This window comes from Sediminihaliea albiluteola (assembly GCF_014077625.1).
Lineage (GTDB): Bacteria > Pseudomonadota > Gammaproteobacteria > Pseudomonadales > Halieaceae > Sediminihaliea > Sediminihaliea albiluteola.
The window spans coordinates 43,833-56,619 of record NZ_JACFXU010000018.1 but is presented as its reverse complement, the minus strand read 5'-3'; the positions used below and the strand labels follow the sequence as shown (position 1 = coordinate 56,619).

The 12,787-nt window shown below is 55.7% G+C and carries 10 protein-coding genes; 4 read left to right on the top strand and 6 right to left on the bottom strand.

What is annotated here, in order from left to right:
* Nucleotides 1-132: 132 nt before the first annotated feature.
* Complete coding sequence (locus H2508_RS13765; RefSeq protein WP_182175425.1) at nt 133-1,335, top strand: Bcr/CflA family efflux MFS transporter; 1,203 nt, start codon at nt 133-135, stop codon at nt 1,333-1,335.
* Here the strand turns inward: H2508_RS13765 and H2508_RS13760 are convergent.
* Complete coding sequence (locus H2508_RS13760) at nt 1,332-3,617, bottom strand: FdhF/YdeP family oxidoreductase (RefSeq protein WP_182174970.1); 2,286 nt, start codon at nt 3,615-3,617, stop codon at nt 1,332-1,334. The genes H2508_RS13765 and H2508_RS13760 overlap by 4 nt on opposite strands.
* Before the next feature lie 78 nt (nt 3,618-3,695).
* Entirely contained in the window at nt 3,696-5,051 is a 1,356-nt protein-coding gene (gene gdhA / locus H2508_RS13755) for an NADP-specific glutamate dehydrogenase (RefSeq protein WP_182174967.1), read from the bottom strand.
* 193 nt (nt 5,052-5,244) lie between these two features.
* Here gdhA and H2508_RS13750 point away from each other — a divergent pair, with 193 nt between their 5' ends.
* Nucleotides 5,245-6,234: a calcium/sodium antiporter gene (locus H2508_RS13750; protein ID WP_182174965.1), complete on the top strand. Its 990-nt coding sequence runs from the start codon at nt 5,245-5,247 to the stop codon at nt 6,232-6,234.
* A 30-nt stretch (nt 6,235-6,264) separates the two neighbouring features.
* Here H2508_RS13750 and H2508_RS13745 read toward each other — a convergent pair whose 3' ends face one another.
* Nucleotides 6,265-6,900 carry a 2OG-Fe(II) oxygenase gene (locus H2508_RS13745; RefSeq protein WP_182174963.1) on the bottom strand — a complete coding sequence of 212 codons (636 nt, stop codon included), beginning with the start codon at nt 6,898-6,900 and terminating at the stop codon, nt 6,265-6,267.
* Between the two features lie 221 nt (nt 6,901-7,121).
* On the opposite strand from H2508_RS13745, the gene nagA reads away from it, so the two are divergent.
* Together nagA and nagB are read left to right on the top strand one after the other, a co-directional pair.
* Nucleotides 7,122-8,276 carry an N-acetylglucosamine-6-phosphate deacetylase gene (nagA, locus tag H2508_RS13740; protein WP_182174961.1) on the top strand — a complete coding sequence of 385 codons (1,155 nt, stop codon included), beginning with the start codon at nt 7,122-7,124 and terminating at the stop codon, nt 8,274-8,276.
* A 19-nt stretch (nt 8,277-8,295) separates the two neighbouring features.
* Nucleotides 8,296-9,081, top strand: coding sequence for a glucosamine-6-phosphate deaminase (nagB, locus tag H2508_RS13735; RefSeq protein WP_182174959.1), 786 nt, complete (start codon nt 8,296-8,298; stop codon nt 9,079-9,081).
* Here the strand turns inward: nagB and H2508_RS13730 are convergent.
* The 3 genes from H2508_RS13730 to H2508_RS13720 are packed head-to-tail and all read right to left on the bottom strand — an operon-like array spanning nt 9,026 to nt 12,695.
* The gene (locus H2508_RS13730) at nt 9,026-10,414 is read right to left on the bottom strand and encodes an ABC1 kinase family protein (RefSeq protein WP_182174957.1); all 1,389 of its coding nucleotides are present in this window, start codon (nt 10,412-10,414) and stop codon (nt 9,026-9,028) included. The two genes, nagB and H2508_RS13730, sit on opposite strands and share 56 nt — an antisense overlap.
* Nucleotides 10,407-11,537, bottom strand: coding sequence for an acyl-CoA dehydrogenase family protein (locus tag H2508_RS13725; RefSeq protein ID WP_182174955.1), 1,131 nt, complete (start codon nt 11,535-11,537; stop codon nt 10,407-10,409). Before H2508_RS13725 ends, H2508_RS13730 begins: the two co-directional genes overlap by 8 nt.
* Before the next feature lie 9 nt (nt 11,538-11,546).
* The gene (locus H2508_RS13720) at nt 11,547-12,695 is read right to left on the bottom strand and encodes an acyl-CoA dehydrogenase family protein (RefSeq protein WP_220463808.1); all 1,149 of its coding nucleotides are present in this window, start codon (nt 12,693-12,695) and stop codon (nt 11,547-11,549) included.
* Nucleotides 12,696-12,787 lie beyond the last annotated feature (92 nt).

Here is a 12,787-nt window from a genome sequence, read left to right as displayed (position 1 = left end):
TTTTCGATAGGCAACCGAACAAGAACTATAAGATTAACCCAGCGAGATTAATATCTTCCCTTTGCTAATGATCATTTCGAAGCCAGGCCATTTCTGTAAGAATAGTCCTGCTTAATTCTGACGTCTGGTGTGATGAACTCTACAAACAGCATATCTCTGGCAGTGGTTTTTGCTCTTGGCTTCACTATGATGCTGGGGCCATTTGCTATCGACACCTATTTGCCGGCATTTCCGCTGATTGCTGAATCACTGGGCGTGACGATCCACCAGGTCTCTTTGAGTATTTCTATTTACTTGATGGGCTTTTCTATTGGCCAGCTCAGTGGCGGCGCGCTATCGGACCGCTATGGTCGACGGCGGGTTTTGGTCACGGGCTTGTGTGTTTTCTCGGCGGCGAGCTTTTTTCTGTCTCAGGTTGAGAGTATAGAAATGCTGCTATTGGGCCGTCTGCTACAGTCCATTGGCGGCGGTTGGACCGGGGTATCTATCCCCGCTCTGGTGCGCGACCGGGTGGATGGGCTGCAAGCTGCCAAGATGTTCTCGATGATCGGTCTGGTGTCGATTATTGCCCCAGCGATCGCGCCGGCTATTGGCGCTGCTTTGTTGGAGGTCGGGGACTGGGGCCTGGTCTTTATTGCGCTGGGTAGTTATGCCCTGTGCCTGCTGCCTTTACTCTGGCTAACGGTGTTTCGCGGGCCACGGAGCCACAAACTCAGCCCGGATGGCGTCAGTGTCATGCAGCGCTACATCGGCGTGCTGAAAATGCCCGCTGCCCTGCCCTATATTTTCTGGCAAGCGGCCTCCTTTGGCGGCTTGATCATGTTCGTCACCTACGCCTCATTTATTTACCAAGGACACTTTGGGCAATCCCGGGGAATGTTCACCTTCCTCTTTGCCTGCAATATTTTCGCAATGTTTAGCTGCAACTTGCTCAACCGCCTGCTGTTAAACCGCTATCAACCTGCACAGATTAAGTTTGTGGCAACCTGTGCACAGTCCAGCGCTGGGCTGCTGTTGCTCTGCGCGGCGCTGTTTGATTGGTCGGTGTGGGGCTTTTTACCAGCGATGATGCTCTACGCCGGCACCTTAGGGGCGATCAGCCCTAATATTATGGCGAGTTATTTGGAGTACTTCCCTCGCAGCTCAGCCTCTGCCTCGGCAGTGATGGGCACCGCCCAGTTTGGGCTGGGCGGACTGGCCAGTGCCTTGAGTAACTTACTGCCCGAATCCCTGCTCAGTGTGGTCTCTTGCATTGCAGCCTGCGCGATCGGCAGTGTTAGCTGCATGCTGTGGTCGCGCCGCCGGGCCGCACTGACTAAAGCGAAGGCTAGCTAGCTACTCTCACTCAGGCTCACAGTCACAGGAATGGACTTGTAAGACGCCACAAAGCTGGCGGGGTCGTAGTGCGACCAGGGCACTAAGGCGTTGGCTTCCGGGAAGTAGGCCATGGCACAGCCGCTTGGCAGGTCAAAGCCCACCGCTTCTAAGTCACGCAGCACATAGTCCTCAGGGCCCTCAAATACGGTGCGCACATCCACTCGGTCACCGCTGGCAATTCCGCGGGCTAACATGTCATCGGTGTTGAGGAAGACCACATCGCGACGGTTTTTAATCCCGCGATAACGGTCGTTCATGGAGTACACCGTGGTGTTGTACTGATCGTGTGCCCGCGCAGTGGTGAGGGTCAGCTGGCCATCACGCGGCGCCAGTAGCTCATGCTGTAACTGTGGGCAGACCTTAAAAACGGCTTTCCCTTCAGGCGTATGCCACTGCCTTTCACGCGCCGTGTTGCCAAGATAAAAGCCACCAGGCTCCTGTAAGCGCTGATTGTAGTTGTCAAAACTAGGCACCACTTTAGCGATTAAATCACGGATGGCGTTGTTGTCTGCGACCAGCTCATCCCAATTGATCACGCTATTGGGCAATACGGCTTTAGCCATTTCACCTACGATCCAAGTTTCTGAACGGCAGTGTTCTGAGGCGGGCTCGTTCATGCCCACCGAAGCATGCACCATGGACATCGAGTCCTCCACGGTGATCGATTGCAGCAGGCCATTTTGCAGATCGCGCTCAGTGCGGCCCAGTGCCGGCAGGATCAGCGCTGACTTGCCGTGAATTAGGGTCGACATATTGGGTTTGGTGAGTATCCACACGCTCAAGTCACAGTTGCGAAAGGCTTGGGCGGTAAAGTTGAGATCTTGTGCGGCACGCGCGACATTGCCGCCCATGCCGATGAACACTTTGCTCTGGCCTTCGTACATGGCTTTAAGCGCTTCGGTTACGGTGTGACCGTGCTCCCGTGGTGGATTAAAACCACAGTGCTGCTCAATCCTATCCAGCAGCTCTTTGGGCGGGCGCTCGGCGATGCCCACCGTGCGATCGCCCTGTACGTTAGAGTGCCCGCGCACCGGGCAGATACCGGCCCCAAGGCGGCCGATATTGCCGCGCAATAGTAATAGGTTAGCCAACTGCTGCACGTTTTGGGTGCCGGTATAGTGCTGAGTCAGCCCCATGCCGTAACAGATAATGGTGGATTTGGCGCGCGCGTAATGCCCGGCTGCCTCCTCCAAGGCTTGCCGTGAAAGTCCACTGACCTGCTCAATATCCTGCCAAGAAGTCGCCTCAAGGTCGGCCAGTAGCTGCTCAATACCGGTGGTGTGTTCAGCGATAAAGTCCTGATCAAATACGCTGCCCGGCGCCGCGGCCTCGCGTTCGGCAAGGCACTTCATCATGCCTTTTAGGGCGGCAATATCACCGCCAATTTTTACCTGATAGTACTGGGTAGCCAGCACCGTAGAGGCGATAGTCGCCATTTGCTTAATATTCTGCGGGTCGGTGTAACGCTCCAAACCCCGCTCCCGCAACGGGTTGAAGACCATCAAACGGGCACCGCGGTTGACCGCTTCTTCAAGGGTTCGCAACATGCGCGGGTGGTTTGTCGCTGGGTTGTGACCCACGGAAATAATCAGATCGCAGTGTTCAAAATCTTCCAGCAGTACGGTGCCTTTACCCACGCCAATAGATTGCGGCAGGCCCACGGAGGTGGCTTCGTGGCACATATTGGAGCAATCGGGGAAGTTATTAGTGCCAAACTCGCGCACAAAGAGCTGGTAGAGGAAGGCGGCTTCGTTGCTGGTGCGGCCTGAGGTATAAAATTCGGCCTGATTGGGGTTATCCAGCTTGCCTAGGTGCTCGGCAATTAAAGCAAAGGCATCAGCCCAGGTGGTTTCGAGGTATTTGTCAGTGGCGGCATCGTAGCGCATCGGGTGGGTGAGACGGCCGTGGGACTCCAGCCAGTGATCCTCACCAGCAGCGAGCATTTCGGTCACCGTGTACTGACTAAATAAGTCCGGCGAGGCCCGCTTAGCTGTGGCTTCAGCCGCCACGGCTTTGGCACCGTTTTCACAAAACTCAAAAGATGAAGTGTGCTTGGGATCGGGCCAAGCACAACCTGGACAATCAAAACCCTGGGGCTGATTAGCGCGCATCAGGGTTTTGTTGCCTTTCATCAGCACTTCCTGCTCGCGCAGGTGGCGCACCACTTCACGCAGTGCGGGCCAGCCTCCGGCAGAGCCGGAGTATGCTGTTTGTTCAGGTTTGTCTTGCTGATTACTCATCACCAGTCCCCAAGGCTACGAACACAAGGTTCAGTATGCCCTTCTCGAGCTGCCTTTGCAGCTGGGGACTGATAGAGGCTACATCACGCCGTAGGCCATCATGGCTGATGCCACTTTGTTGAAGCCAGCGATGTTGGCGCCTTTGAAGTAATCCACATGGTTGTTTGCGTCGGAGCCAAACTCCACGCACTGATCGTGAATACCACGGATAATGGTACGCAGGCGATCATCCACTTCTTCGCGCGACCATTGCAAGCGTGCGCTGTTCTGACTCATTTCCAAGCCTGATACTGCAACACCGCCAGCGTTAGCCGCCTTGGAAGGTGCATGTAGCAAGTAATCACAACCCTGAATGACTTTGATTGCCTCGGGGGTTGTCGGCATGTTGGCGCCTTCAGAGATGGCGCGACAGCCATTATTGATCAGCAGTTTGGCATCTTCACTAGTGATCTCATTCTGAGTCGCACAAGGGAAGGCCAAGCTACACTTAATGCCCCAGGGGCTGCGGTCGGCATAATATTCCCCACCAAACTCTTTGGTGAATTCCTCAATGCGGCCACGGCGCCTATTTTTCAGGTCCATCACCCAGTGCAAGTGCTCATGGGTCAGACCATTAGGGTAGTGAATAAAGCCGCAGGAATCGGACAAGGTGACGACCTTGCCGCCCATATCAATCAGCTTTTCTGCACAGTAAGTGGCCACATTACCGGAGCCAGACACCACGCAGGTGCGGCCATCAATGCTCTCGCCGTGCTTCTTCAGCATCTCGTCTACCATGTAGACCACACCGTAACCCGTGGCTTCGGTGCGAATACGGCTACCGCCAAATTCCAAGGCTTTACCAGTCAACACGCCCTCAAAACGGTTAGCTAGACGCTTGTATTGGCCAAACATATAGCCCACTTCACGTGAACCCACACCAATATCACCCGCGGGGACGTCGGTGTCTGGGCCAATGTGCTTGGCCAGCTCAGTCATGAAAGCCTGGCAAAAACGCATGACCTCAAGGTCAGACTTACCCTTGGGGTTAAAGTCCGAGCCACCTTTACCGCCGCCTAATGGCAGGCTGGTCAGACTGTTTTTAAAGACCTGCTCAAAAGCGAGGAACTTCAACACCGACTGAGTCACCGTAGGGTGAAAACGTATACCGCCCTTGTAGGGCCCAATGGCGTTATTCTGCTGCACACGATAGCCACGGTTCACTCGAATAGCACCGCTGTCGTCCTGCCACACAACCCTGAATGACACAATGCGATCAGGTTCTGTCATGCGCTCGAGGATTTTCAGTTCTTTGTAAACCGGCTTATCAGCTATGTAGGGAATGATGTCCATCGCCACTTCGTGTACCGCCTGGTGAAACTCAGTTTCTCCAGGGTTGCGACGCTTAACGCCCCCCATAAATCTGGCCAAATCGTCGGCCTGATGCTCGTTCATACGCACTCCTCACTGCTGGTTGTGTAGCAGGTTTCTATTTGCTGATCCTTGTTAGCCGGTTCCTTATCAGTCAGCGCCGCCTGCGCTCCTCAAAACCTAGTGAGGTCGCAAGTAGGGACGATAGGGACAGGTGTCACAGAAAAGCCCGATAAGCGTTAGCCAAAACGACGACGCGCAACTTATAATTGCGCGCATGATAACAGCCTTACTAGCAGTACTCGCCGGCCTCGCTCTTCTACTGTGGAGCGCTGACAAATTTGTTGACAGCGCCGCTTCGGTAGCCGCCTATTATGGCATGCCACCGCTACTAATCGGAATGGTGATTCTCGGTTTTGGCACATCAGCGCCAGAAATGTTGGTTTCAGGCATCGCCGCGGTGCAAGGCAACCCAGGTTTAGCCCTCGGTAATGCCTATGGTTCCAATATCACCAATATTGCTCTGGTACTAGGACTCACAGCCCTGATTAGTCCAATCGCGGTGCAGTCTAATATTCTTCGCAAAGAGCTGCCAGTATTAACAGCAATTACTGGTCTAGCTATTTTCCAGCTTTTAGATGGCGAATTGTCTCGAATTGACGCGATTGTGCTGCTATTAGTGTTCGCAGCACTGATGAGCTGGACTATTTTCCAGGGCATGCGCAGCCCCTCTGACAGCTTTAGCCAAGAGCTAGAACAGGACTTACCCAGCCGCGTCATGTCTCAGCGTAGCGCCTGGATATGGCTCATTGTGGGCCTTTTGGTACTGATCGCCAGCTCTAGGCTGCTGGTGTGGGGCGCTATCGATATGGCACAAGCCTTTGGTGTGAGTGATTTGATTATTGGCCTGACCGTAGTTGCCATCGGCACTTCACTGCCAGAACTCATGTCCTCCATCATTGCCGCCCGCAAGGGCGAGCACGATATGGCACTGGGCAACGTACTTGGCTCCAATATGTTTAATACCCTTGCGGTGGTGGGCATTGCCGGCCTTATTCAGCCTTTTGCTGTGGAGCCGGTGATTCTAAGCCGCGATGTGATGGTGATGACCGCCCTAACGGTGTCGCTGTTTGTCATCGGTTACTCCTTCCGGCCCGGCTCGCGACGGATTAATCGCGTGGAAGGGGCCATTCTACTGAGCAGTTTCTGCGCTTACTGCAGCTACTTGATTCTCACTTACCTCACGCCCTCAGCACTTGGCGCTTAAATAAGGCGCAAATACGAGGCTACAGGTGGCTTATTGCGGTGGATCAACGCGATCCCCACGGGAAGTGTTGACCCGATACCAGCCGGCAATCGCATAGCGGTCACGCTTTGCTGGCAGCACCTCATGGGGAAACTCCTCACTGAGAAAAATCGCTACCGTGCCAGCTTCGGGTTGTATCAAAAGACTCTCTTGCTCGGCTTCGTCCAAATACAACTTCAACTCACCCCCATCACTGTCCTGCCAGTTATCGTTCAAATAAGCCACTAGCGATAACACCCGATTGGCCTCCCCCCGAAAGGCATCACTGTGCTTGCGATAGAAATCACCCGGCCGATAGTGAGAAAAGTGTGATTCAAAGGAAAATAGCCCCAAGAGCAGCTGCCGGTTGAGATCCCGGCGCAGCAGCTCGGCCCAGTCTAGCCATGCTTTACCAGCAGTTGATTCACCCGTGATCCAGCAAATTTCATCGCTGCGTATCGATTGTCTCACGGCATATTTATTTTCACGGCCCACCCCAGCAGGGCTGAACTGCTCATCCTGCATCACTTTCAAATGCGCCTTCAAAGCCTGAGTCAGCTCTGGCGGCAGGGCATTGGGACACAGGGCATAGCCCCGCTCCCGCAGTGCCTGGGCAATGGTGTCAAACAAGCGAGTATCGTCGCGCATGGCTAAACCCTGCGTAGTGCAGTCCGTAATAGTAAATATCGTATCCGCCAAAAGCGGGGGTTATGGCAGCGCGGCCAGCGCTGAGGACAAGGTTATCACCTGCGGCTCAGTTTCGGCTAAACTAGGCGATTATTCAGCAGCAACTAGAGCAACATGAGAGCTACAATAACTCTAATTACGGTACTTTTAACAGTACTTCCCCAGCCAGTCGTTACAGCTCTATGAAGCGCGCGATCCGCGCCAAGCGTCTATTTGATGGGCAGCAGTGGCACAATGACTGCGCACTAATCATCGAGCAAGACTCGATTACTGCGCTGCTGGCCGATGACGCAATCCCGGCTGATATAGACTGCATTAGCTTAGCTGATGGCTTTGTTGCGCCCGGCTTTATTGACCTGCAAGTCAACGGTGGCGGCGGCGTATTACTCAATAACCAAGCCGACCGCGAGGGCATTAAGCGCATGGTCGCGGCACACCGAGCTACCGGCACCACATCCATGATGCCCACTTTGATCAGCGATACTGTGGAGCAACAACGCACTGCCGTCGCCGCAATTCAGGCAGCCCGAGCGGCGGGCAATGCTGGCGTGCTGGGTATCCACCTTGAGGGGCCCTTCTTTGCGCCCAGCCGGCGAGGCACTCACCAAGCCGAGATGATCCGTGAGCCCTCCCCCGCCGACCTAAAGTGGCTGGCCGAACTGGGCTCTCAGCTCATCACCATCGTAACCCTAGCACCAGAACATATGCCACGTGGCGCCATCGCGGCCTTGCGCGATGCCGGAGTACTGGTCTGCGCTGGGCACAGCGATGCCAGTTACGAGCAGGTTCAACAGGCACGGGCAGAAGGCCTGCGGGGCTTCACCCACCTCTTTAATGCCATGAGCGGCTTCACAGCTCGAATGCCGGGCGTCATCGGCGCCGCACTGGAAGCTGAAGATTGCTGGATCGGCGTGATCGCCGATGGTCACCATGTGCACCCTGCCAGCTTGCGCATCGCACTAAAGACGCTGCCCCCGGGCAAAGTCTGCCTGGTCACCGACGCTATGGCCACGGTGGGCGATAGCAAAGATCATTTTGAGCTCTACGGCGAGACCATCCGCCTGCAAGGAGGCAAATTGATCAACGCCGCAGGCGCACTAGCGGGCAGTGCCATTGGCATGATCGATGCGGTTAATTATTGTCACCAAACACTGAAAGTGCCTCTGGGCGAGTGCCTGCGCATGGCCTCGCTCTACCCGGCGAGCTTTCTGGGCCTAGAGGGCTCGCTAGGACGTATTGCAGCGGGTTATCGTGCTGACTTAGTGCATATAGACAGCGCCGGACAAGTACGGGCAAGCTGGGTGGCCGGCGAGCACAGCATCCATTCTCCACGCTAACATGGACTCAGAACAAGCAATGAAGGTCGTTATTCTCGATACTCCGACGCAGGTTGCCGACTACGCAGCAGAACTATTCCAGCAGCAATTGCAGCACAAACCGGCATCGGTATTTGGTCTGGCCACGGGCTCTACACCCCTGAAGTTGTATCGCGAGCTAATCAAACGCCAGCACGGCGGCTTGATCAGTTTCAACCAGGCGCAGAGTTTTAACCTCGATGAGTATCTAGGGCTCGCTGCGACACACCCGCACAGCTACAGTTATTTTATGCAGCAAGAGCTCTTCGATCACATTGATATTCAGGCGAGTAATACGCACGTGCCCCCCGGCGACGCGCCAGATCCAGAGGCAGCTTGTGCCCAGTACGAGCGCGCTATTGAAGCCGCAGGGGGGATTGACCTGCAGCTCTTGGGCATTGGTCGCAACGGCCATATCGGCTTTAATGAGCCGGGCTCAGCCTTCTCCTCTCGCACCCGAGTAGCCAAACTATCGCCGGAAACGATGCGCGACAACGCGCGCTTTTTTAGCCAAGATCAGCGGCAGCCGGAGCTATCAATTACCATGGGAATCGCCACCATTATGGCCGCCCGCCAAGTTATCTTACTGGCCACCGGTGACAACAAAGCCGAGGCTGTTCAAGCCACGGTTGATGGCCCTATGTCTGTCGACTGCCCCGCATCCGTATTGCAGTCCCACCCCGCGGCCACTGTGATTGTTGATCAGGCCGCCGCCTTACTGAACCAGCCTGTCACTCTGCGGCCAGCCAGTTCTCAATATGACGCTGTACGGCGGCGTGGGCGTTAAATTCGGCATTGAGTACCGCGATAAAGGTGAACACGCCGGTCAACTTACGCGCGATGAGCGCAAAGTCTCGGCTCGGAGTAGTGAAGTCACGCATCGCCGCGGACTCCGCTGCTTGCTTGCCAACCCGGCGCATCAACTGTGACTGGCCCCAGCGGTACTCGCCCTCGGCATTGAGGTACTGGGGCGGCAAATCGCCCGGCTCTTGCAGGGGCTCTAACAACTGCTGACAAAACTCTGCAAAGCTTTGCTGGGCCGCTGCACTACTATCACTGCGCAGACAGCCCAAGCCCACTAAGCCCTCGATCAGGGCCTCTTCATCAGCGACCATGCCGGCACTGATCACATTGCCCAAATGCAGTAAAAACTCCTGTTCCGGGCAGAGAACTGAGCCAAAATCTAACAGCACCAATTCATCGCCATTCTGCTCAGACAGTCGTATCAGGTAATTGCCAAAATTGGGGTCAGTTTGCAGCAGGCCCCAGTCATAGAGCTCGTAGAACAGTAACTCCAGCATCGCTTCAGCCAAGGCATTGCGACGCTTTTGGCTCAGCTGACTGACCTCAGCGCGGGTGACCAAGCAGCCATCGATATACTCCATCGCCAATACTGTGCCGCTACTGTAGTCGCTATACAATCGCGGCACTCGATAGCGCACCGCCATCTCGGCCCGGCTGTTGATCTCCTCGGTGAGCCGCGCCATTTCCTGCATCATATCGGCTTCGCGCTGATAATCGATTTCATGGTGCAGCTGCTCGCGCATACTGGCTAACCAGTCGTCGAGATCGCGCCCGGCCTGCACCCAACGCGCCATCAGCAACATCCGCACCACTGCGTCAAAGTCAGCATCTATCACTCGGGCCAAACCCGGGTACTGCACTTTCAGTACAATCTGCTCGCCGCTGCTGCGGATAGTGGCGCGGTGCACCTGCGCCAGTGAAGCTGCCGCCAGTGCTTGGGGCTCAATATCGAGTGCTGGATAGTGGGCACCTAATTCCTCGCGCAACATCGGCTCAATCTCCGACCAAGGCAGCGGCTCAGTGCCCGCTTCAAGCTCGTGTAAAGCCTCGGTCAAGGCTGGCGGCAAAAAGTGCTCGCCGAGCAAAGCCAGCATCTGGCCAATTTTGACGTAAGTGCCTTTTAGGCGCCCCAACTCCGCCACGAAACGTCGCGCCTCACGACGGGCAAAGGGCGAATCGAGCCGCTCGCCATCATCACCGCGCAGTCGCTGCCAAGCGCCATCAAGCGCAAAAGCTCCGCCGGCGCGCAAACCGGCCAGCGACATACTCAAGCCGCGACCAAAGCCGCCGCCTTTAATCCCGCCACGCTTACTCATCGAGCAATAGGGCCGCGAGGCGTTTGCGGTGATGCGCGGCGTCGCCAAATTGCTGCTGGCTCCACTGAGCCCGCCGGATATACAGCTGCGCATCACAATCGTAGGTAAAACCCATTGCACCATGGAACTGTACAGCCCGATCGCTGGCGTATAGCAGGGTTTCACTGGCTTGAGCTTTGGCCATGCGACAGGCAATTTCAGCGTCCCTCGACAAGGGCTCATCTCCTAATAAAGTAGCGGCGTGATACAAAAAAGAACGCGAGGCATCGATGGCATTGAGGATATCCACACAGGGGTGCTTGAGCGCCTGGTAAGAGCCGATCAATTTGCCAAATTGCTTGCGCGTTTTAAGGTATTCCACTGTGCTATCTAAGCAGGCTGCGGCGCTGCCTGTTGCCTCTGCTGCGCTGAGTAAAGCGCCCAATAAGGCGTAATCTCGCAGGGCTGCGCTGAGTCCCTCAGTGCTAATAATGGCCTCTGGAGCCAGCTGCAGCCCGCTAAAATCAATAGTCGCAGCGCGCTTTGTTTCATCAACCAAAGTATGGGTCTTGATGGCGGCAGGGGGCAATTGCTCAGCTTGTATCAGGGCCAGTGCTGGGGCGCCGCGGTAGCGACTCACCAGCACCAGCCATCCGGCGACTTCTGCATCAGCGACAAAGCGCTTGCTGCCCTGTAGCTGGCCATTGTCATCTATCAAGCAGGCGCAGCTATCCGAGCCCCAGTCGGCACTCTCCAACTGCGCCACCGTCGCTGGCACCCCAGCAATCACGTCGCGCAATAGCCTATCGCCCACTGCGCTGGAGCCCGCTCGTAGGACCAATTGGGCGGCCAGAGTGCTAGTGACAAAAGGGCCGCTCAACATGCTGCGCCCCATAGCCTCAACGATCGCCACAGTGTGGGCGACCCCCAAGCCCGAACCGCCAAGTTGTTCTGGTAGAGCAATGCCCAGCCAGCCCAGATCGGCCAGCTCGCGCCACGCATTGGAGTCAAAACCGCTGGCTGAATCGAGCAGTCCGCGAACCGCCTGCATCGTTGATTTATTACGGCAAAACTCCCGCGCCACCTCCATAATCATCGCTTGGTCTTCATCGAAGGACAGTTTGGTATTGGCAATTACTGACATCCTTAGCTCCTACTTCGGCAAACCGAGAATATGCTCTGCGATAATATTCGCCTGCACCTGGCTGGTGCCGCCGCCAATAGTGGCGGAGAAGCTATTAAAATAGGCCCGCTGCCAAAAGCCGCCCTGCCTAGCCTGCTCATCACCCACGTACAAACTACCGGCCGCACCCTGCTGGGCAATAGCAAACTGCCGCATACGCCGAGCGTATTCAGTGATGCGCAGCTTGCTAGAAAGCTGGAGTGAGAAGGGATAGTCCGTGGTTAGCGGTGCAATAGCAGCACGCTTGTCACCTAATGCAATCGACTTTTCTTCCATGATCAAGCGCACTAGATGGTCACGGGTAACAGGATCGGAGAGCAAGGGCGCGCCGTCGCGACTCATATCGCGCAACTGCTCGATCATGTCATCGATCACAATGCGCTCAAAAGCCAAACCTCCAGCGGCGCCAGCTTCAGCACCGCGCTCGTATTGCAGGGTTTTCATGGCAATCTTCCAGCCCTGCCCCTCTCCCCCCATCAATGACTCGGCAGGAATTCGTGCATCTTTGAAAAAGGTCTCGGTAAAACCGTACTCGCCAGTGACTTTGCGAATTGGCACTGCGTCGATACCTGGCACATCCATCGGAGCAAGGAAAAACGACAGGCCGTCGTACTTGCGCTCAGTTTGAGGATTGGTGCGCGCCAGTAAAATCATATAGCGGGCGTAGTTGCCCATGGTGGTCCAGATCTTGGTGCCATTAATCACATACTCATCAGCCTCGCGCACTGCGCGTGTCTGAGCGCTGCCAAGATCGGAGCCGTGGTCTGGCTCGGAGAAACCCTGACACCAAATATCCTCGGCACTGAGAATACCTTTCAAATAACGGGCCTTTTGCTCATCACTGCCGATATCGTTAATCAGCGGGCCGGCCCAACCAAGGCCAATGACATTGAAGCAAATGGGTACCCCGTGACGGCGCATCTCTTGGTCGGCGATGCTCTGAAAGATCGGCGACAGACCGCCGCCGCCGTATTCTTTCGGCCAGGCCATGCCCAAGTAACCCGCTTGCCACACTTTATGTTGCCACTCGCGCAGAAAGTCCAGCTGCTGCTCAGTGCCCACCTCCATAAAGGATTGAGGCAGCAGAAAGCCGGGATCAGCGGGTTTGTTATCGCGCATCCAAGCGGACACCTCTTGACGAAAATCTTGTAGGTCCTGCTCGCTCACACTCACAGCATTCCCCCCTTGTTAAAGGCTGTATCACTGCATAC